This is a genomic window from Lactobacillus kullabergensis, from assembly GCF_003151025.1.
GTDB classification, from domain to species: domain Bacteria; phylum Bacillota; class Bacilli; order Lactobacillales; family Lactobacillaceae; genus Lactobacillus; species Lactobacillus kullabergensis.
Map to the genome: position 1 here is coordinate 18034 of NZ_CP029477.1, position 22017 is coordinate 40050.

The 22017-nt window shown below is 32.4% G+C and carries 20 protein-coding genes and 2 pseudogenes; 21 read left to right on the top strand and 1 reads right to left on the bottom strand.

Going from position 1 to position 22017, the window contains the following annotated elements:
* Window positions 1–127: 127 nt before the first annotated feature.
* The 11 genes and pseudogenes from DKL58_RS00090 (at window position 128) to DKL58_RS00140 (ending at window position 11584) form a co-directional block, all read left to right on the top strand.
* Window positions 128–1333, top strand: a complete 1206-nt coding sequence (locus tag DKL58_RS00090; RefSeq protein ID WP_109585637.1) for a restriction endonuclease PLD domain-containing protein — start codon at window positions 128–130, stop codon at window positions 1331–1333.
* A gap of 2 nt (window positions 1334–1335) precedes the next feature.
* On the top strand, window positions 1336–3192 hold the full coding sequence (locus DKL58_RS00095; RefSeq protein ID WP_109585638.1) for a Z1 domain-containing protein: 1857 nt from the start codon (window positions 1336–1338) through the stop codon (window positions 3190–3192).
* 95 nt (window positions 3193–3287) lie between these two features.
* The gene (locus tag DKL58_RS00100; RefSeq protein ID WP_109585639.1) at window positions 3288–4427 is read left to right on the top strand and encodes a DNA cytosine methyltransferase; all 1140 of its coding nucleotides are present in this window, start codon (window positions 3288–3290) and stop codon (window positions 4425–4427) included.
* Between the two features lie 121 nt (window positions 4428–4548).
* Window positions 4549–4965, top strand: a complete 417-nt coding sequence (locus DKL58_RS00105) for a very short patch repair endonuclease (RefSeq protein WP_109585640.1) — start codon at window positions 4549–4551, stop codon at window positions 4963–4965.
* A gap of 483 nt (window positions 4966–5448) precedes the next feature.
* Window positions 5449–6501, top strand: coding sequence for a Fic family protein (locus tag DKL58_RS00110; protein WP_233560877.1), 1053 nt, complete (start codon window positions 5449–5451; stop codon window positions 6499–6501).
* Window positions 6502–6565: 64 nt separating this feature from the next.
* Window positions 6566–7072: pseudogene (locus tag DKL58_RS00115) on the top strand (ATP-binding cassette domain-containing protein); the annotation flags it as partial.
* A 140-nt stretch (window positions 7073–7212) separates the two neighbouring features.
* Window positions 7213–7485, top strand: coding sequence for a hypothetical protein (locus DKL58_RS00120; protein WP_109585641.1), 273 nt, complete (start codon window positions 7213–7215; stop codon window positions 7483–7485).
* A 282-nt stretch (window positions 7486–7767) separates the two neighbouring features.
* Entirely contained in the window at window positions 7768–8058 is a 291-nt protein-coding gene (locus DKL58_RS00125; RefSeq protein ID WP_109585642.1) for a type II toxin-antitoxin system MqsR family toxin, read from the top strand.
* A gap of 13 nt (window positions 8059–8071) precedes the next feature.
* Window positions 8072–8995 (top strand): type II toxin-antitoxin system antitoxin SocA domain-containing protein, encoded by a 924-nt coding sequence (locus DKL58_RS00130; protein WP_109585643.1) that lies wholly within the window; start codon window positions 8072–8074, stop codon window positions 8993–8995.
* 537 nt (window positions 8996–9532) lie between these two features.
* Window positions 9533–10837 (top strand): PTS cellobiose transporter subunit IIC, encoded by a 1305-nt coding sequence (gene celB, locus DKL58_RS00135; RefSeq protein WP_034978658.1) that lies wholly within the window; start codon window positions 9533–9535, stop codon window positions 10835–10837.
* A gap of 27 nt (window positions 10838–10864) precedes the next feature.
* Window positions 10865–11584: a MurR/RpiR family transcriptional regulator gene (locus DKL58_RS00140; RefSeq protein WP_109585644.1), complete on the top strand. Its 720-nt coding sequence runs from the start codon at window positions 10865–10867 to the stop codon at window positions 11582–11584.
* A gap of 83 nt (window positions 11585–11667) precedes the next feature.
* On the opposite strand, the gene DKL58_RS00145 is transcribed toward DKL58_RS00140, so the two are convergent.
* Window positions 11668–12216, bottom strand: a complete 549-nt coding sequence (locus DKL58_RS00145) for a hypothetical protein (protein ID WP_109585645.1) — start codon at window positions 12214–12216, stop codon at window positions 11668–11670.
* A gap of 281 nt (window positions 12217–12497) precedes the next feature.
* Between DKL58_RS00145 and DKL58_RS00150 the strand changes: the two genes are divergently transcribed.
* The 10 genes and pseudogenes from DKL58_RS00150 (at window position 12498) to DKL58_RS00195 (ending at window position 21805) form a co-directional block, all read left to right on the top strand.
* On the top strand, window positions 12498–12716 hold the full coding sequence (locus tag DKL58_RS00150; RefSeq protein WP_162542301.1) for a hypothetical protein: 219 nt from the start codon (window positions 12498–12500) through the stop codon (window positions 12714–12716).
* 292 nt (window positions 12717–13008) lie between these two features.
* Entirely contained in the window at window positions 13009–13965 is a 957-nt protein-coding gene (locus tag DKL58_RS00155; protein ID WP_109585646.1) for an NAD(P)-dependent oxidoreductase, read from the top strand.
* Between the two features lie 125 nt (window positions 13966–14090).
* Window positions 14091–14306: a helix-turn-helix transcriptional regulator gene (locus DKL58_RS00160; RefSeq protein WP_109585647.1), complete on the top strand. Its 216-nt coding sequence runs from the start codon at window positions 14091–14093 to the stop codon at window positions 14304–14306.
* Window positions 14293–14751, top strand: a complete 459-nt coding sequence (locus DKL58_RS00165; RefSeq protein ID WP_109585648.1) for a hypothetical protein — start codon at window positions 14293–14295, stop codon at window positions 14749–14751. Before DKL58_RS00160 ends, DKL58_RS00165 begins: the two co-directional genes overlap by 14 nt.
* Before the next feature lie 187 nt (window positions 14752–14938).
* The gene (locus DKL58_RS00170) at window positions 14939–16519 is read left to right on the top strand and encodes an ATP-binding cassette domain-containing protein (RefSeq protein WP_109585649.1); all 1581 of its coding nucleotides are present in this window, start codon (window positions 14939–14941) and stop codon (window positions 16517–16519) included.
* 180 nt (window positions 16520–16699) lie between these two features.
* Window positions 16700–17410, top strand: a complete 711-nt coding sequence (locus DKL58_RS00175; RefSeq protein WP_109585650.1) for an SDR family NAD(P)-dependent oxidoreductase — start codon at window positions 16700–16702, stop codon at window positions 17408–17410.
* Window positions 17411–17460: 50 nt separating this feature from the next.
* On the top strand, window positions 17461–17940 hold the full coding sequence (locus DKL58_RS00180; protein ID WP_109585651.1) for a PTS sugar transporter subunit IIA: 480 nt from the start codon (window positions 17461–17463) through the stop codon (window positions 17938–17940).
* 8 nt (window positions 17941–17948) lie between these two features.
* Window positions 17949–18758 carry a PRD domain-containing protein gene (locus DKL58_RS00185; protein ID WP_109585652.1) on the top strand — a complete coding sequence of 270 codons (810 nt, stop codon included), beginning with the start codon at window positions 17949–17951 and terminating at the stop codon, window positions 18756–18758.
* 109 nt (window positions 18759–18867) lie between these two features.
* Window positions 18868–20301, top strand: a complete 1434-nt coding sequence (locus DKL58_RS00190) for a PTS transporter subunit EIIC (RefSeq protein WP_109585653.1) — start codon at window positions 18868–18870, stop codon at window positions 20299–20301.
* 17 nt (window positions 20302–20318) lie between these two features.
* Window positions 20319–21805, top strand: a pseudogene (locus DKL58_RS00195) (glycoside hydrolase family 1 protein).
* Window positions 21806–22017: the final 212 nt, after the last annotated feature.

Genomic DNA, 22017 nt, shown 5'->3' on the forward strand with positions numbered 1-22017 from the left:
TGCATCTAAAAAAATAGATTTTATAAATTTAGTTAATAGTTGGTTAGGATATGCTAAATTTGTTTGTTTTATGATTTTATACAATCTTTAATATGAATGAGTATAGTAAAAAAATATGGTGATATGAATGGATAATGCTTTATTTACAAATGTAGCACCTTTAAGGGTGTCTGAAGAAAAAACTATTAAATATAATATTGAAAAGAATCTATCTAGCTCAGATGAAGTTAAGATAGCAGTAGGTTATTTTTCAACTTTAGGACTAGATATGTTAAATGAATGGGTTCATAAATATCATATAAAGAAGATAACTCTAATTGGTGGCATGTATTCTGTTGATGGTATACCTGAGAGCGTATACATAAAAATGATGAGTATTACAAAAGTATGGGAAAAAGAAAGAATTGGACGAATATTATTAGTTAACAATATGAATTATCATGGCAAAGTTTATACTTTTTGGAGGAATAATAAAATAATTAAAACTATTATAGGTTCCGCTAATCTTGGAGCCATTGCTCCATCTACTGGTACTCAAAGACAGTATGAATTAGCCACTATTATTGACGATCCAGCTGAAAATAAATTATTTGCTGAACATCTCGAAAAATTGGTCCAATGCACTATTTCAGCAAATGATGCAGATACTAGATTTAAAAAAATTCATGAAAAGATTGTTTTGCTAGATGGTATAGAAGGTGTTGAAACTTTAACTGAAAATGCGATTGCTCATACGAAAGATAATGTTGAAGAAAAAGTATTAAAAATACCAATTAAAGCGCCACGTTATGCAGATCGCTTTAATAAAGATCGAGGAAGCTATTCTCATTCAAATATAAATGTTTGTTATGGAAAGGGAAGATTAAACAGTAAAACACATAAACGTGACCCTAGAAATTGGTTTGAAGTACAAATTACTTGTGACGTTAGTTTAATAGACAAAGACTACTATCCTAGAAAAGCTCCATTTTTTATTATTACAGATGATAATTACATGTTTGAAGCGCACACGACTAGTGACAATCATAAGCAGCTGAGTGCATATGGTTCAGATAGAATTTTAGGAAGATGGATTAAAGGACGTTTGGTAGCTACAGGTTTATTGAAAGCTTATGATAATGCGGAAGACGATAAAAATCACGATGGTATGGTTACAGTTGAAATGTTAAATAAAGCCCATATGAGTGTTCTTGAATTACATAAAACTAATATGAAACACTTAGGAAAAGTTTATCGTCTTACTGCAAAAGGTAGATTAAACAAAAAAATTCCACCAAAATATAAAGCTTTGGATGTATGGTATGCTACTTTTAGTAATAATTTGGAGAGTTAATAATGGATTATCTAGTTACTTATTTGAATAAAATTAGAGAAAAAAATATAGCTCAGGCTGATTCAATTAAAAATACTGCAGAAATTATAGGTGACAAATATTTGAGTAAATTTGATTTTTGCTCTCATAAGATGGGATTATTATTTGGAAATGTTCAGTCAGGAAAAACAGGACAAGTCTTTGGCGTAATGTGTAAAGCAGTTAAATGTGGTTTTCAGTTCTTTATATTATTAACTACTGATAATGTAGCACTTCAACAGCAAACATATGAAAGAACCCAAAGAGATTTAGAAAAAACAAATGGTTTTATTGTATGTAGTGAAAATGATGAGCAAAAGTTTAGAAATCATGGTTTTAAACCTGTCATTGTAGTTTTGAAAAAGAATAGCAAAATCCTTAAAGAATGGACTAATAAACTTAAAAATATTGATGATCTTAAAGGCAATCCTCTTTTTATTGTTGATGATGAAGCAGATTCTTCTTCTTTAAATACTAAGATTAATAAGCATGATATATCTACTATTAATAAGTATTTAAGAGAAATACGAGATCTATCAACAAGTAGTATTTATTTACAAATGACTGGAACGCCACAATCAATACTATTACAATCTGAGGTTTCTGGTTGGAAACCAATGTTTACTTATTACTTTAAACCTGGTAAGGAATATTTAGGAGGAGATTTCTTCTTTCCTAAAGACAAAACTCCTAATTTTGTGAGATTTATTGATAGTGAAGGTGATAGCGAAAGTATTGCATATAAAGTAGTGATCAGACACTTAGTTGTTTCAGCTCAATTGTTATTAACCGGGTCAAAGGTTTCCAATTGCTTAGTACAGCCTAGCTCTAGACAAGATGTGCATCAACTGGTTAGAAGAGAATTTGAAACAGCTATTGCTGAGGCAACTTATAATCATAATAATAAAGAATTTCAAGATGAATTAAAAAAAGAATATGATTCTATTTCACCCAGTAAATCTACTAAAGCCAGCTTTGAAGAAGTAAAATTAAAAGTTTTTGATATGCTCAAGAAACGCAAATACAAGATTATTGTTTTGAATAGTAGAAGTAGTGATGATCCAGAGGATTGTAAATTAGGTTGTAATTTTATTATTGGTGGCAATAGTCTGGGTAGGGGTGTAACTTTTGATAAATTGAATACTTTTTATTACACTAGAAGCACAAAAATACCACAAGCAGATACAATGTGGCAACAAAGCAGAATATTTGGTTATGATCGTGATAAAGGCTTAGCGAGTTTATTTATTCCAGAGGAGCTTTATAATCTATTTGTTCAAATCAATGACACTAATGATGCGATTATTCAGCAAATTGAGCAAAATAGAAAGCCTTCTATAAGTTATGCTGGTAATTTACGTCCTACAAGAATGAATGTATTAGACAAATCACTCTTAAACATTTTAGTTGGTGGCACAAATTACTTTCCAGCAAATCCAGTTAATAAAACGTATTCTGAAATTACAAAAATTGTTGAGCGATTTAAAGATGATGATGAACCTGCTCAAGTTTCTTTGAAAATGTTAATTGGATTATTAGGCCATTTTGAAGCTGATAATTTTGATATAAAGGGTTATCAAGCAATGATGCAAACGGAGATAGATAATGATCCTCTTGCTAAAGGGATGTTGATTGTTCGTAGAAATAGAAATATTACATATGGCAAAAGAGCATTGTTATCACCTAATGATTGGAAAACTACTAATGCTTTTGATAAGTTCTTTGTATTAACTTTATATCAAGTAAATGGACATGATTCTAAGCTGAAGTGGCCAGGGCATAAAGATCTATGGATACCTAACATCAAATTACCAAAAACAAAGAATTTTTACGTAATTTAAAAAGATTAGTTTTGAGCTGCATTTTGTGTTAGTTTTGTTATAATACTTGCATATGGATAAGCGCAAATATATGTTCGATAGAAAGGTCTATAAGTATGATTTTTAAAAATGGTGAACTTTTTAGCGGACCAGGTGGTATAGCCTTGGGAGCGAAATTAGCAAGGTTTACTGATGAAAGTGGCGAACAGTGGGGTTTTAAAGAGCAATGGGCTAATGATTTTGACAGAGATACTGTGGATACCTATAAGCTTAATATTTTAAATAATCTCAATGATAAAACGGTATATTGTGAAGATGTGTCCAAATTTCCAATTGGTGATAAAGAAAAACTTCCAGACATAGATTCTTTAATGTTCGGCTTCCCTTGTAATGATTATTCAAGTGTTGGAAAGCAAAAGGGATTAAATGGTGTTTATGGTCCACTTTATTCATATGGTGTAAAGGCAATGAAAGCTTATCATCCTAAAGTTTTTGTGGCTGAGAATGTTGGTGGACTTTCAAGTGCTAATGAGGGTCATGCATTAATTCAAATTCTTAAAGAATTTGTAGAAACCGGTTATCATATTGTTCCAAATTTGTATAAATTTGAAGAATATGGTGTTCCACAAATGCGCCACCGTATTATTATTGTAGGTGTGAGAAATGATCTTTATTATAAGGGCATACATTTCCACGTACCAGCTCCAACCACGCCTAATTCTGAAGATCAAGAAACTGCTCAAAAAGCTATTGAAGATCCACCTATTCCTAAAAATGCCCCAAATAATGAAATACCTAAAACTACAAAAAGAGTGGCTGAAAGATTATCCTACATTCCAGAAGGCGAAAATGCTTGGTATATAGGTATACCTGAGGAATTGAAACTTCATGTAAAAGGGGCAAAATTGTCAAGTATTTATAAGAGACTTGATCATAATAAACCTGCTTATACAGTAACTGGCTCAGGTGGAGGTGGTACTCATATGTATCATTGGAAGGAAAATAGAGCTTTAACAAATAGAGAAAGGGCTAGACTACAAACATTTCCTGATAATTTTAAATTTATAGGAAATAAAGAATCGGTAAGAAAACAAATTGGGATGGCAGTACCTCCACGTGGAGCAAAAGTAGTTCTTAAAGCTGTGTTAAAAACTTTTGCTGGTATCGATTATGATTGGGTTGAACCAACAGAAAAATTGCAATTAAATAATTTGCTTGGCTCTAATGGTATAGTTTTAAAAGGCTTGGATCAGTAACATTAAATTAAAATGCATTATATATTTGAAAAGTGATGTATTTCCTAAAATTAGGTCAAATTGAGGGTATTAACAAAGTTCAAATACATCGTTTTTATTATCTTTATTATTTATTGTGAGTATGAAATATAAATTTAATACTGATTCTAAAACCAGTAAAAGAATGGCTAAAGTCCATTCTAATAGCGGCAAGGATGAAATTATTTTAGCTAAGAATTTATGGCATAAAGGTATTAGATATAGAAAAAACTATAAGTCGCTACCTGGTAAACCAGATATTGCAATTACTAAATATAAAGTTGCTGTTTTCGTAGATGGAGAATTTTGGCATGGTTATAATTGGCCCGAGTCAAAAAAATATCTCCATAGAAATAAAGATTATTGGGTAAGAAAAATTGAGTATAATCGTAAACATGATTTACAAGTTAATAGAAAACTTGAAAAAATGGGTTGGAAAGTTTTACGTTTTTGGTCTAAAAAGGTTTTAAAAAATCCGGAGTATTATAGTGAATTAGTTATTTGGCATTGTAAAAGATAAGTTATTGTCGTTGATGCTAATATTAATAATTTAGCCATTTAATAGACTTGTATCATTATATAAACTAAGTATTCCATCAGATCATCTATTGTAACCATTGAATTTCTAGATTATTTTTAACTTTCTCATAGTAATTTGACCGATAATTTTATTTAATGCCATAAATATTTTTTGGGAGTTACCCAAATTTCAATAAGCAAAAAATTTAAATAATATACAGTTAAATTTTATATAAATTAATGTGAATATATGTGTTTCTTGTCAGTGCTTAGAAGAATTACTTAAATTATTAGCCTTGACTTATCAGCATTTTACGCAGATAAGTTATGGCTAATTTTTTGTGTAGTAATAAATGTTTTTCGGTGTAATAAACAAATTTACGGTGCAAAATAATTAAATTTTGCACTGATAAATTTTTAAATACACTGATACTTGGTATAGAATATGTGAAAAGAAACTAGTTTATAAAGGAGGCGTAATATTTTGAAAGTTTTTGATTATCAAACTTTAAATGGTTTGAAAGTAACCACGAAGATGATTGAAAAACTAAATCTGATCTATGAGTTGAAAGGTAAAACGGATCATATCTCCTTAAAAGCGAAAGACATAATGAATAAGCTGTTAGTGGTCGCAAAGATTGAGAGTACAGACTCATCAAATCGAATTGAAGGAATTGCAACAAGTGATGCACGGCTTAAGAAATTAATGAAGCAAAAAACGACTCCGAAAAATCGGAGTGAAGAAGAGATCTCTGGCTATCGTGATGTTTTAGCAGTAATTCATGATAATTATAAATATATCAAGATTACGCCTAATAATATATTGGCATTGCATAAACAATTGTTCGATTTTACTGAAAGCAACTGGGGCGGTCAATTTAAGGACATTGATAATGAAATTATTACTACCTTTGCAGATGGTCATAAAGAAACTCGCTTTACTCCACCACCAGCATATATCACACCTGAATTAGTCCAAAGTTTATGTGAAACCTATAATAATGCAATTTGTGATAATTCCCTCCCACCATTAATACTAGTGGCAGCATTTATGTTGGACTTTGTATCAATTCACCCATTTAGAGATGGCAATGGCAGAATGTCACGCTTGTTAATGTTACTTGAATTACAACAATTAGGTTTCGGAGTTGGTAAGTATATTAGTTTGGAACGTTTAATTGAAAAAACCAAGGCGCAATATTACTGGACTTTGCTAGAAAGTTCAGGTAAAGCATGGATTAATAATGAAAACAATTATGGACCATATGTTGACTACTTTTTGAGTATCGTTTTGCAAGCTTACCGTGAATTAGATTCACGAATTGACATCACTAGTGATACGGAAAAGAATCCGGAATTATTGCTATTGAGTAAAATTATTAATAGTTTAAAACCGCTATCTAGACAGGAACTAATGAATTTAGTGCCTCAATATGGTGAAAGTACTATTAAACATGCTTTAGCTAGGTTGCGCAAAGAAGGAAAAATAGGTTTAGTAGGCAAAGGAAAAGCAAGTCGCTATATTGCCAATGACTAAAGCAGTGTAATAAACAAACAATCGGTGCAAAATTTAATTACTTTGCACCGCAAATTACCGATAAAATTTATCTGCAACTTTTCAGGACTATTCCAAATTTAAGTTGAGTTTGGCCGACAATGTAGCAGTTTTTCGTCCAGGCGATAACGCAAGAATTAAAGCTGCGATGAAGAAGGCAGTTTTAGAAGCATTGCTTAAAGATAAAAAGATCGACTTAAATACAATTTTAAGTAAGGAATTTGCCAATGGTACAGAACTTTCAGGAGGACAGTGGCAAAGAATAGCACTTGCACGGGACATGTATACTAATGCTCAAGTGGAGTTATTAGATGAACCTACTGCGGCTTTGGATGCAAAAAGTGAAAATGAAATTTACCAGCATTTTTTGGCAGAAAACAAAGGCAAAACAATTATTTTTGTAACTCATCGCTTGTCAGCCGTGAAATATGCGGATAAGATTCTCTTTTTACAAAATGGCAGAGTTCTGGGCTTTGATGCACACGAAAAATTAATCAGGAATAATGCTGATTATCACAATATGTATAATTTACAAAAAGAGGCTTATATCTAAATTCGATTTGGTCTAAAAAGCGCATTTTGCTACAATTAAAGTATTTTAGTAAGCAAAGTCGAAATTAAGAGCAGCAGCAAACTTTGAAATTAAACTATTTTAAGTAAGTATTTGCTATATACTCTAGCGAAATGGAAGGTGTGACAAGTTTGAATTCTATTAAAAAGTTTTTAGATTGGCTAACAAGTTTATTACTGATTATAGTGGTCGGACTGATTTTGATCACACTTTTTTCTGCATATTATAGTTTTGGCACAATGATTTTTGGAGTCCATGAGGCAAGCGCAATAAAGGATTTTTGGTTCACAGAAATCATGTTGGGTACGATTTATGTATCTGTAGTTATGGTCATTGCTATATATACAGAAATAACTCGTTTTTTGAAGAAAAGAAAAAATAATGCTTCTTGTTAAGTAGTATTGATTATAAATATAACGGCGCTTTGTCAAACATCCTAAAGTAGGAAGCAGATAGAAGTATGACGATACTTTTATCTGCTTTTTCTTTATACTTAAAGTTGAAGTTGAGGTCGCCAACAGGATAAATTATAGAGTCGTAGAAGAGATATGGCAACGTTGTCTCTATCTCCTCTTTTTTTCGAACCTGTATAGAACTACAAAGTATAATATTTGCTAGTTGCTACTGATTAGTAGTAGATGCTATAATAATGTAGAAATGATATTTGGAGGTTTGTAATGGAAGTTGCTGAGGCATTAGCAAGGCTAAAATTCCTTGTGAAGCATGATCATTTTCAAATGGTCCGAAGAAGAGACAAAATGGCAATGCCAGTTTCAGTAACTTTGGCGAAAGAAATAGTTAAACAGTTATCGATCAGTGATTTTGTTAAACATGAACCGAATAGAAGTAATCCATTACAATTTGTCTGGGTATTTAAAACTAGCGATGGACAAGCTTACTATATAAAATTTGTGTTTACTGAAGATAATCAAAAAGTAGTATTTATTAGTTTCCATCTTAATTATTAAAGGAGGGGTTTATATGGCTTACCAAAAGGACTTCACTACTATTTATACTATTAATGGACATAAGTATACAGTAAAAGCACCAGCTTTCTTTGACAGTAAAACCAATGAACTGATTCCAGATAAAGCATTAGATGATCAAGCTGCTGAAATTGCCCGTCAAAAATATCGTGACGAAATGGGTTTATTGTCACCAAAAAAAATAAAACAATATCGAGCTAAAGTTGGTTTAACACAACGTAATTTAGCAGAGTTAACCGGATTGAGTCCAAATACGATTGCTCTTTACGAAGCGGGTGCATTTCCAACAAAGGCTAATAATAGGTTGTTAAAAGCTCTCATAAAAAGCGATAATGTACTTAAACAATATATTTCTGATGAGAAGAATAAATATTCTGATGAATTGATAGCAAAGGTTAATTCTTATTTGAACCATAGTGATAGTGTTGTGGAATCACAAACTGAGCAGCCTAGATTCACTGCTGTGCAGTTAGCCAATTGGTTTCGAGTTGAAAATTATTTTGAGCGGGATAATGATTTGAATATTGATCCATTAACGCAAATGAAAGTCAATAAGCTTCTCTATTTTGCATATGGTAGATTTTTAGCTAAAACTAGAAGTAGACTGTTTTCTTCTCCTATTATTCATTTACAATATGGTCCAGTAATAACTGAAGTACATAAAAAGTTTAATGGTAAGCGTGTTTTAGATATTGGTAAACCAGACAAAGAGGCCATGGATGACTATAACCAGGTTTCTAAAGATAGTGAGATTGTCGATTTATTAGATAAGGTTAATGAGGATTACATTAATTACAATGCTGCTCGATTAAGTAAGAAGACTCATCGACCTGGATCACCATGGGATTTAACTCCAGATCGACGGATAATTAAAGATCAGTTGATTTTTGATTCGTTTAAACGAGGAGTAGAAGAATAGTTTAAGAAAAAACAAATAATAAGTGTCCTAATTTGGGGCTCAATGCATTTATTGAGTTGTAGTATCAGTCTTTTGCTTAACATATGACTGAGCTAACCGCCTTAAAAACGGCTACTTGAAATTCGGAGAAGAGGTCTTGTTTACAAGTCCTCTTTTTTATATCCAATACTATAATATGAATAAATTAGTCTTGTGCAAAAATTGCTGTAGAAGGCAGAAGAGCTTTAAGCAATGTAAAAAAACAGATTTTTTGGTCTTAAAAAGTTGTTAAACAGCCGGTGGCTACAGCTGCAGTTCATAGGAAATAAAGCCACCAAAAACGAATTAGAAAAAATTAAAATTTCAAGCATGCTTAATAGTGAAAATATAATATCATTCATTTAAACTCTATATTTTTTTGCGAGACATAATTATTAAATTTTTAGAGCCTTTTTGAAACATGTTTCATAAAAAAGTTGACTTTTTGAAACAAAATGATTATATTTATATGTAAGCGATTGCACAATTGCTTTTAAACTAGTAGTAGGAGTGAGGAAAATGTCTGAGAAAAAAGAAAATAATTTTCTTAATGAAAAATTGATTCCTTTTTTTAACAAAATATCTAGTGCCAGACACATGGTAGCGTTGCGTGATGGGATGACAGCTGCTGTACCAATGATCATTATTGGTTCAATTTTTATGATTATTGGTCAGTTTCCCGTTAAAGGCTATTTGGACTTTATGGCCAGTATTTTTGGTCCAAATTGGTCTAATGTAGTACAGTATATTACCAATGCGTCATTTCATATTATGGGGTTAGTGGCTGTAGCCGGTATTTCATACAGTTTGGCTAGAAGCTATAAAAATATTGATCCATTTTCAGCAATGATTGTAGCGATAGGAGCTTTTATCTTAACAATTCCAATGCAAGTTGGAAAAGATGGCGGATTGCTAATCCCTCTGAATCAATTTGATTCATCAGGGTTATTTACCGCATTGCTAGTTGGGTTATTTGTTACTGACTTGTATGTTTGGTTGATGCATAAAAATTTGGTCTTTAAAATGCCAGATTCTGTCCCGCCAGCCGTAAGCAATTCATTTGCTGCACTATTTCCGGGAGCAATCTCATTATTTGTAGTTTGGTTAATCAGACTTGGAGTTGAAGCTACTCCAATGAAGAGCATCCCAAATGTAATTACTTTCTTCTTACAAGCACCAATGAGCAAAGTCACCAATACTTTAGGCGGTGCGATCGTAATTGAATTAGTAGTATGTATACTATGGTTCTTTGGTATTCATGGTGCTAACGCAATTTCTGGTGTTATTGATCCAGTATTATATGCTGCATTAAGCGTAAACTACACGGCTTTTAAGGCCAACAAGCCTCTTCCTAATATTATTACCAAAACTTTTTTTGATAATTTTGTCCGAATAGGTGGTTGTGGTGCTACACTCGGTTTTGTTATTTTAATGGTTTTTGTTGCTAAAGACCAGGAAATGAAGGCACTGGGGAAAATTTCAATCGGTCCAGCTATTTTTAACATTAACGAGCCGGTGGTCTTTGGTACACCTATTGTATTAAATTATCGTATCATTATTCCATTTATCTTAGCGCCAATGGCCAATATTATTGCAACTTACACTGCAATGAAAATGGGCTGGGTAGCTAAAACGATTGGAATATATCCACCTTGGACAACACCGCCAATTTTATCCGGAATTCTTTCCACGGGACATATTTCCGGCGGAGTGATGCAATTGTTTAACATCGTAATGGATACATTGATATATTATGGCTTCTTTAAGAGTATGGATAATGCTAAACTAAAAGCTGAAAAAGAAATGGAGCAGGCAAAGGCTTAAATTAAAAATCTAAATTGAGGTATAAAAATGCATACAAAGCAGAAACTGACAGCAACACAATTGCAAATATACAATTATATTGTAGCTAATAAAAGGAAAGTAAAAGATATTACTTTACGTGAGCTTGCTGGTATTCTGTCCGTTTCACCTGCTTCTGTAGTACGAACCTTAAAAGCTTTGGGCTATAAACATTATTACGATTTACAAAATGAAATTAAAGAAGAGTTGAACAGAAATAAAGTAGTTGATGATATTACTTATCAGGCACAATATTATTTTTCGCAAGATTTTTTAACCGATTATGACCAAAAGATTGCTGATTTCAAAAAAATTGCAAGCAAGACAAAAGATTTTATCTTTTTTGGAATAGGATCCTCTGGTGACTTGTGTGAATATGGTGCCCGCCAGTTTGTTAATAATGGGCGAAATGCTTTTGCAATTGGTGATCCCTATTATCCAGTAGAGCTGAGCCGGGATTTATTTCATGGTAAAACTGTTATTGTGCTCTCAGTAAGTGGTGAGGGTCAGCCGACTATTGATCAGGTAAAAAATTTTCGGCAATTAGGTGCAACAATTGTCAGTATTACTAATAATGAAGATAATACGATTGCGCATTTGTCGGATTTAAACTTTGCTTATCATCTAGAATTTAAAATTATCGGTCAAACTATTAATTTAACTACTCAGGTTCCAGTTGTATATTTGCTTGAACGATTATCGCGAGCTCTAAACACTACAGGACAATAAATTTGATATTAAACATAATAAAACAGTTAGAAATAATAACACAGGAATTACTTCTAACTGTTTTTGTTAGTAGTTTTAAATCATTAATCTAAATTATAGACGATTTTAAAGTCAAAGTCTTTATAGTGAGTTTTCTTGAACTTTTTAGCTAATTTAGGGCTGCGATACCAATGAACGTCTTCACTTTCAAAAGTGTCTCCATGTGCGATAGCATATCCCAAAACCGAATTTCCTTTTAACTTGGCTACGCTGTAGTATTCACCTGTTGAGTCTGGTTGCATGGTTATCCTGTTTATGCCGTACCACGTATGACCTTTAACTTTTGTGGTTTCAGAACGATAAATCCAGTTTTTATTCTTTTTACTGGATTCAGGAAAAACCTTAGGTTGTTTGTGTAAGTAGCGTATGTGTTTGCCTTTTGTATCGTAAGTGATTTCCTTATTTTTAGTAAAAGTCTTTTTCAAGATTTTCTTCTTATTGAAATAAGCGTACCAAGTTCCACGCATCTTTTTGGGAAAAGTGGTTATATTGGTTTTTGCTTGTACAGAACTTACAGAACTATGCGCAATGCCAAAACCGGCAACCACACTAATTAGTGCTAATAATGTAATGATTTTTTTCTTAAATTTCATTTTTACCTCCCATTTATTACTACTACTGCCCATTATATACTGCCCATTAATAATAAAAAATAGTACTGATATTTTTTTAGCTTTGACCAGCTCATTTATGTGCGCAATGGATCATTCTGTTAGTAAGTTGAATATAGATTTAGGCAAACAAGCAAAAATTTATATACTATAAATTAAGTATTTTTTAAGAAAATTAACTCCTGCTTTGTGCTAAAACAGATATAAGTCCAGTACGTGATGCTAGAAAAATAGTCAAAATAATTTTTAGGCGGGAGAAAATAATGATGAAAAATATTCAAAGACTAACTATGGTGTTAGCAATTGTTTTGTGGCTTGTCGTGATTGGTATTTTTGCGGTAGCCATCGCTAAAAATCAGTTGTGGAGTATGGGACCGATTATTACCTATAACAGACCGCGAAATGCCCTTGGCTGGTTGATTGTAGCAGCTATTGCAGCATCAGCCGTCAGTGCAATTCTTAAGTTAACGCAAGATAAATAAAATGGAAAATAGAATACTGCACTGCAAAAATTGGTCAAGTTAATAGGTAGTCTTTTTTAGAAATCCTGCGCACATCTCCAAAAAAGCGTCACTGCAAGTAATAAATATAACAGAAAACAAATCAGAAAAATTACCTGACAAGAATTAAATACTGTCAGGCTTTTTTGATGAAAGAAAAATACTAAAGTATAATTAGCATTAACGTGAACCACACTAAGATAGTTCAATTTAAGGTTTTTAGATAATAATTAAGTAAGAGAAAAAAGCTTACAAACCAAAGGAGGGTTAGAATATGAGTAACATAAAAGTTTTGGTAACAGGGAGAATGCCAGAAGCTGGTTTAACGGAGTTAAGAAAAAACTTTGCTGTGACCCGTAAACCAGAAAAAGAAGGTAGAGCCTGGGTTTTAGCACACCTATCTGAGTATGAAGGTCTGATACTCATGGGGACACAGGCTGACCGTGAATTAATTGATGCCGGCACTAACTTGAAAATTATTTCTGCTAGTGGCGTTGGCTATGACAAAATTGACATTGACTATGCAAAGCAAAAAGGAATTGTTGTTGCCAATTGTCCTAAAAGCGTTCTTATTCCCACCGCTGAAATGACTTTTGCCCTAATTCTAGCAACTATGAGACGTTTGCATTTTTATGATAAAACCATTCGCGCTGAAAAATGGGTTGATGTTTCTAAACCGGAAAATATGGGGACGGGACTCCAGGGAAAAACGCTTGGTATTTACGGTATGGGGCGTATCGGTTCTGAAGTAGCCAAGTACGCCCAAGTCTTTGGCATGAAAGTCATCTACCATAACAGACATCAGCTAAGTTCTCAAGAAGAAGCAAAAAAGAATGTTCATTATGTCGATTTTGCTACTCTTGTTAAAACAGCAGATGTGATTACCCTGCACGCCCCGGCAACTCCTTCCACGACTGGCGTTTTCGATGCTCAAGTATTTAAGCAAATGAAAAAGACAGCTTATATTATCAATGTCGCCCGAGGTAAGCTGATTAAACAAAATGATTTAATTGCCGCATTGCAGAACGGTGACATTGCTGGAGCAGGTTTAGACGTATATGAAACTGAACCTGAAGTACCACAAGCTTTATGTGAACTAGATAATGTGATTTTGTCACCTCATGCAGGTTCAGGAACACTATCTGCCCGCACGAATATTGCTGCTGAGGCTTCACAAAATCTCATTTCATATTTACGGGATCATAAACCATTAAATCAAGTTAATAAGTAATTTTTTAATTAGTAAAAATAATCATGAATAAAAACCAGGTTTTTACTTGGCTTTTTTCTTTTACTGTAATAAAATATGAAGTTAACTACATGAAGCAAACTTCATATTGTTAAGAAGGTGAGATTATCAAAAATTTAGTTAAGGAAAATAGAAAAAAGCTGCACTTAACGCAACGTGAACTTGCCGCTAAAGTGGGCGTCACCGAACGAACGATTATCTCAGTAGAAAAGGGTAAATACAAGCCCTCACTCATCTTGGCGTATAAACTAGCGCAAGTTTTTAGGACCGATATTGAAACCTTATTTTGTTTACAGGAATATATAGAAAATGAAGAAGAATAAGAAAAGAAAGATCAAATATTATTTCGCAGCATGCTTTTTTACATTTTTAGCACTTCTTGAGCTGGTACTGATCAGTTTAGAGGTTCTGCAGCACCGCAGGCAAACCGATATACCGAAAAATATTATTTATGCAGTTTTTGCTATTAGTTTTGCTTTTTATCTTTATTATAAAGCCAAAACTGTGGGTACAGATAAAGATGATGAAGACGAGCGTGATGAGTTTATTGCAGTGAAAACCGATCACCAAATGTATAAAATAGCTAACTGGTTAATTTATATTCTGAGCCTGGTTTTTATAACTAGCGCAGCGTTCATGTATGAAGCTCAAGGCTTTACGACACCGGTCATAATATTGACAACCATTGCTGCTACTTTAAGCGTCTTATGGAACTTATTATTATTAATTGAAATGATTTTAGGTATTACCAATGAACTTAGAAACTGATGAGACATAAATACTGCTAAATAATATCTAAGCAACTTTGCATTTTAGTATAAAATTTGTCCCACTTACATTTCTGATAGTGACCTCTTAGTCAAATAGTATTGTAATCACGGCTCTTCTCAAGTTTAATTAATTTATCATCTTTAATGAATGAGAAAATTATTAACAAAACTGAGGGAGAAAAATAATGATTTACCATAACTATTCACATTTAAAATTCTTTTGGCTCAATGTTTTCGGTTTGATATACAGTACTTTAAATATCTTTGCTGCATATATGCTTAGCAATTTGATCAATATGGCAACTAAGAGACAATTTTCAGTCTTACCTTCTTTAGTGACGCAGATCATAGTAGCGCTGACTTTAATCTTAATTTCAGGCTTACTATTTAATTACTTAAAAACCGATGCAGTTAAGCAGATTAACACTAAGCTGAGAACTAAAGTGCTGAAAGGGATGCTGCTAAATAAAGAAGAAGATAGTGCTAATTTAGGTTTTTTAACTAACGACTTTAAGTTATTAGAAACTAATCGTTATGAAGCTGAAATTGAAATTCTGATCTATACTTATACCGTTATTTTGGCGCTGGGTTATGCTTTATATTTAAATTGGTTTGTTACCTTGATTTATTTCGTGGGCTCAGCAATCCCTACAGTTGTGTCCAACTTTTTCCAAAAACCAATTCAAAAGGCTTCAGGTGATTGGACTAAGGCTAACGACAAGTATGTCAGCCAAACCAAAAATATTTTAGCTGGTACTGGAACTTTTAATTTATACGGCAAGCAAGACAATGCTGTTAAGCAAAATAAGCGTGCGATTGAACGTCTGGAAGAAAAACTGGCCAAAATGAATGTGCTGAATAATAATACTAATACCTACCTTAATATTATTGCGATTGCCAGTGCATTTTTACTACCATTTGCTTTTGGGACATTATTGGTAGTCAATGGTCAAATAACATTAGGAGCATTATTTGCGATCACTCAGCTTTCTAATTCTTTTGTTAATCCTATCTTGCAAATTTTAAATGAACGAAACAATTTATCTACCACTAAGGGTATCGTTAACAAGATCAATCAGTTTATTGCTAAAGGTGAGCAAAAGCCGCAAAACGGTGTTGCTACTGATGACTTTAAGCAATTAGAAGTGAAAAATCTGACTTTAAAACGGCAGGATAAAGAATTAGCTAGTCAAATTAATTTTGCAGTTTCAAAAGGACAAAAGGTTGCGGTCATTGGACCGTCTGGTTCTGGTAAATCCACCATGCTCCAATATTTAATGTATGGCGATTACGGCCAAGCACAAGAAGAGTTGCTTAATCAAAAAGCAGTACAACCGGGCTCTTTTACTAACCTGTTTGCCTATTCAAGTCAAAGCGCGGTCATCTTTGCCGACTCATTATGGTTTAACCTTACTTTGGGTACAGACCTCCCCTTAGAAGAAGTCACGGAAGTTTGTAATCATTTAGAACTGGGACAGCTGGTTAAAGAAAAAGGCTTTGACTATCAATTAGGTGATAATGCGGATCAATTATCTGGCGGGCAATTAGCGCGAATTGAACTGGCAAGGGCTATCTTAGCCAAACGACCAATTTTATTACTGGACGAAGTCAATGCCTCATTAGATAAGGCAACTTCTCAGGCAATTCATGACTACTTGTTTGACTCAGACTTTACTTTCATTGAGGTTATTCACCACTATGAACCGGCAGAATTAAAACGTTATGATGCTGTAATTGATTTTAATGATTATGTTGGCAATCATTAAACTATAAAACTACCATAGAAATATATTTTTGTAATTTATATTGCGGAAATAGATAAATTATCTTATAATCTATATAGATAAAGGATCATTATTCTTCGGAAGTGTAACCTTGTAAAAGACTTAGTTATATAGTCTCTTAGAGGTGATGCTTCCTTTTTTTATATAAAAAGAGTTTATAATATGAAAATTTTGGTAACAGGTTCTACTACTGGGATAGGCTTTTTAACAGCTAGAAAATTGATTGAAAATGGTAATGATGTTTATTTACATGCTCGAAATAAAGAAAAAGCAATTTATTTAAAAAATAAATTACCACAAGCAAAAAATGTTTTAATAGGTGATTTAGGAAAAAGGTCAGAAGTAATTAGACTTTCAAAAGAAATAAATAAATTGGGTCAACTAAATACTATTATTCATAATGCAGGTGTGTATAGTTCGAATAATGAGCTTATTTTTAAAGTGAATGTTTTAGCACCTTATATAATGTCCTCATTAATCAGAATTCCTAAGAAAATAATATTTACTTCATCTAACATGCATTTAGGTGCGAGCTTGGTAATTGACCAAATAGAGAAAGACACGGACTACTCTTCTTCTAAGTTGCAGGTACTTTTGTTGGCTAAAAGTATAGCACGGCTTCATAAAAATACTATTGTTACTACTGTAGATCCGGGTTGGGTACCAACAAGAATGGGAGGATCACAAGCAACAGACAGCTTAATTCAGGGTTATTCAACGCAAGTATATTTGGCAACATTAAATAACAATGCGGCTTCAGGCAAGTATTTTTATCATTTAAAAGAAACTAATTATGACGTTAGAGTTGATAACATTGACTTACAAAACAAGTTTTTAGAAAAGATGTATAAAATAACTAAACTAAAAATTTAGCTTTCAAAAAGTGCTACTTTAAAGTAAAAGACTTAATTAAGGAGGTACAGATGGAATTTAAAAATATGTTTAAAAAAAAGATTGAGCTGTTTTCTCCTGTTAATGGAAAAGTTGTTTCGCTAAAAGAAGTCCCAGATAAAGTGTTTGCCAGTCAAATGATGGGACCTGGCATTGCATTCAAATTTACTGAATCTACAATATTTTCGCCATGTGAGGGTAAAGTTACCTTAATTCCATCCACTCTTCACGCTATTGGAATAACTGCTAAAAATGGTGCTGAAGTATTGATACATATAGGAGTGGATACGGTAAATTTAAATGGTAAGGGTTTTGAAAAACTTGTTAGTCAAGGTGATGTGGTAAATATTGGAGATCCGATTATTCGTGTAAACCAAGAGGTTATAACTAACATGGGATATAACTTGATCACACCAATGGTTATTACAAATTCAAAGTCTTACCATATTTCTATTAATGTAAAAGAGAACGTACGAGTAGGAGATTCAGTTGGTGTAATTATCAAAGGATAGGACCTCTTATGCAAGTAATTAAAAAGGTTAATAATAATATTGCAATTTGTCTAGATAACAATAATAAGGAATTAATAGCTATAGGAAAGGGCATAGGATACCCGAAAACCCCTTATAAAATTGATGATCTTTCTAAGATAGAAAGAACGTTTTATGATATTGAGCCATCATATCTAGAATTGATAAATACAATACCTGAACAAGTAATGAACGTATCAATTAAAGTCGTTGACATGGTACGCACAAATATCGATAAGCCAATAAGCTCAAACCTAGTTTTTACTCTTGCAGATCATATTAATTTTACAATTAAGTTAGTAAAGAAGGGAATGATATTACCAGCACCATTAAAATATGATATCCAAAATTTATATCCTAAAGAATATGAATTAGGAGAAAAAGCACTTCATATCATCAGTAAAGATTTGTCAGTTCTTTTACCAAGAGATGAAGCATGCAATATTGCGTTACATTTTATTAATGCTCAAGCCATTGATACTAGTAGTCATAATAATGACCACATTATTATTTCTGATATAGTGGATATAGTTTCAAGATATTTCAAGCTGTATATTGATAAAACTGGTTTTAATTATTCTAGATTTGTCACACATTTACAGTATCTGCTAAAAAATAAAGGTGATCATAAAAATATTTCATCAGTTAATAAAAGTATGTTTAAATCGGTAACTAAAGAATATCCGGATACTTTTAAATGTGTGGAAAAAATTTCAGACTATTTAACTCATCAAGACATAGTTTTGTCTGATGAAGAAAAACTATATCTTATATTACATATTAATAGATTAAGATCATGATAGGGATTGTAACTTGTTTTAGGCATAACCCTTGATGAATGAACAATTGTATGGTTAATACTTTTGCTTTGTTTATCAAGGGTTTTTTTATAGAAAAGGAGAATTTTAAATGACTAAGTATAATGATATTTCTATTCATATTGTTGAGTTACTTGGAGGAAAAGACAATATTGTTTTTTTCACTCATTGTGTAACAAGATTACGTTTTAACTTAAAAGATAAAAGTTTAGTTCAGCAAAAAAAGATAGAGCAATTAGATAAAGTAGTTGGTACGCAGTGGTCAGGTGAACAATTTCAAATTATTATAGGACAAGATGTTGAGACTGCATATAATCAGATAATTGAAGAAAACCATTTAAAGCCAGCTACTGATAACAGCTCTAATAATACTCAAGAAAAAAAGAAGAGTAAGGGTAAATTTTCATTTAGCAGCTTTTTAGATATTTTATCTGGTTGTATTGTTCCTGTCATTCCAATTCTTATGGGAACGGGAATGATTAAAGTCTTGCTATTACTGCTAACGACATTAAATGTAATGAGTACAAAGAACCCAACGTATTTTGTCTTAAATTTTATTAGTGATGCAGGATTTTACTTTTTGCCAATATTTGTAGGCTCAACTTCAGCTAAAAAGTTTGGTACAAGCGAACCAATTGGTATGCTATTAGGAGCAGTTTTAATTTCTCCCGCCTTTATACAAAGCGTTGCTAAAGGTGATGCAATTTCATTATTTAATATTCCAATATTCAAGGCCAACTACACATTCTCATTATTTCCGACAATTCTAGCTGTATTTGTTATGTCTTATATTGAGAGATATTTAAAAAGGTTTGTTCCTAATGTATTAAAGTCAATTTTAGTTCCATTTTTAACGATTATGATTGCTGCTCCTTTAACATTATGGATTATTGGACCTATTGGTTATTTTATTGGAAATTGGCTAATGAAAGGAATTCTATGGCTTTATTCTACGACAGGCTTTTTAGGAATAGGAATTTTTGCAGCAATCTATCCTTTGATGGTTATGACAGGTATGCATACTGTTCTTAATCCTTATTCAGTTCAAGCGTTTGCTACTTTAGGATATGAGCCTATAACTACAATTGGTATGTTTGTAAGTAATTTTGCACAAGGAGCCACTTGTTTAGCTGTAGGTGTTAAAGCCAAAAACAATAAAGTATTAAGATCTAATGCCTTTTCATGTGCTTTTACTATGTTTGCTGGGGGAATTACTGAACCGGCACTTTTTGGCATCAGTGCAAAATATAAAACACCGTTATATGGTTCCATGATAGGTAGTTTTGCTGGTGGCATTTTTGGTGGCTTGATGCAAGTAAAGGCTTATGCTATGGCAGGTAATGGTGGTCCCATTGGTCTTGCTTGTCTTATAGGACCAAATGCAATGAATCTTGTATGGGGAATTGTCAGTGTTTTTGTTTCAATGATTGTAACGTTTATAGCAACCTATATTCTATTCAAAGTTCCAGAAAATGACGCTTCAAAAAGTGTTACTATAAAAAATAATGCTTTATTTAATTCTTAATAATTAAGGAGACTATTATGGGATTTAATCAGAACTTTTTATGGGGTGGTGCAACAGCTGCTAACCAATATGAAGGAGCATATTTAGAAGATGGCAAAGGTTTAAGTACTGCAGATGTAATGACTAATGGCTCTTATGGAAAGCCTAGAAAGGTAACTTGGAAAAATTTGAAAACAGGTGCAACAGGCGCTAAGGACTTCTTATTTGGTTCAGGACAAAGAGTTGTACCTGAGGGAACAGTACCAGCTGTTATTGAACAAAAATATTACTATCCAAGTCATGAAGCATCAGACTTTTATCATCATTACAAGGAAGATATAAAGCTTTTTGCTGAAATAGGTTTTAAAACTTTCCGTATGAGTATCAATTGGTCAAGAATATTTCCTACCGGAGAGGAAAAAAAGCCGAATCAAAAAGGACTTGAATTTTATGATAAAGTCTTTAATGAACTAAAAAAATATAATATAGAGCCTTTGGTAACTCTTTCTCATTATGAAACACCATTACACTTAGCAATTAAATATAATGGTTGGGAAAGTAGAAAGCTAATTGAACTGTTTATGAGATATGCTGAGTTAGTAATTAATAGATATCATGATAGAGTCAAATATTGGCTAACATTCAACGAAATTAATTGTATGGATGTAAATCCATTCTTAGCAGGTGGATTAATTGATGGTTCAAAAGAGAAAAGAGCTCAAGCTGCACATAATCAATTTGTTGCTAGTGCTATGACTGTCAAAATGGCTCATGAAATTGATCCAGAACTGAAGGTCGGAGAAATGGTAGCATATAGTCCAGTATATGCATTAACTTCAGATCCTAACGACCAGTTAGCAGCAATGAAAATGATGCAAGATACATTGTTCTATGCTGACGTCCAAACTGGAGGCTTTTACTCTGATTATAAGCTTCAAGAATATAAGAGAAGCATATAAAATTAAATGATACTCCTAAAGATTACGAGTTAATTAATCATTTTAGAGCCGATTTCTTAAGCTTTTCTTGTTACACTTCAAATACAGTTACTAATCATATTGGAGAGACAGACTTTTCAGCTAATTTACAAGCTGGTGTGAAAAATCCATATCTTGAAACAAATGACTGGGGCTGGGCTTTAGATCCCAACTCGCTCAGAATAGCTTTAAATACATTATATGATAGGTATCATAAGCCATTATGGATTGTTGAAAATGGTTTAGGTGCTATTGATAAAATAAATGAAAATGGAAAAATTGAAGATGATTATAGAATTAAATATTTAAAAATGAACTTAAAATCGATGCTTGACGCAGTTGAAAAAGATGGTGTTGATTTAATGGGATATACAATGTGGGGTTGTATAGACCTAGTTTCTGCAGGTACTGGTGAAATGGATAAGCGATATGGCTTAATTTATGTAGATAAGCATAATGATGGAAAAGGAACATATAAACGGATGCTTAAAAAATCGGCATATTGGTATAAAAATGTAATAGAAACGAATGGCCAATCACTTAAATAAAATTTAATTCAGGAAAATTAGTTTTGTGTTAGCTCTTAATTGTTTTGTTTACCAATACTAATGTAAGAAAGCTGATAAATGTCGGGTAAAGCGACAATTATCAGCTTTTTTTGCATATAAAATTTAAAATCACAGTATTTACTGACACTTAATTAAATATTGTATTACTACAATTGAACATTAAAAACTTCTGGATTACGTCTTAAAACTTT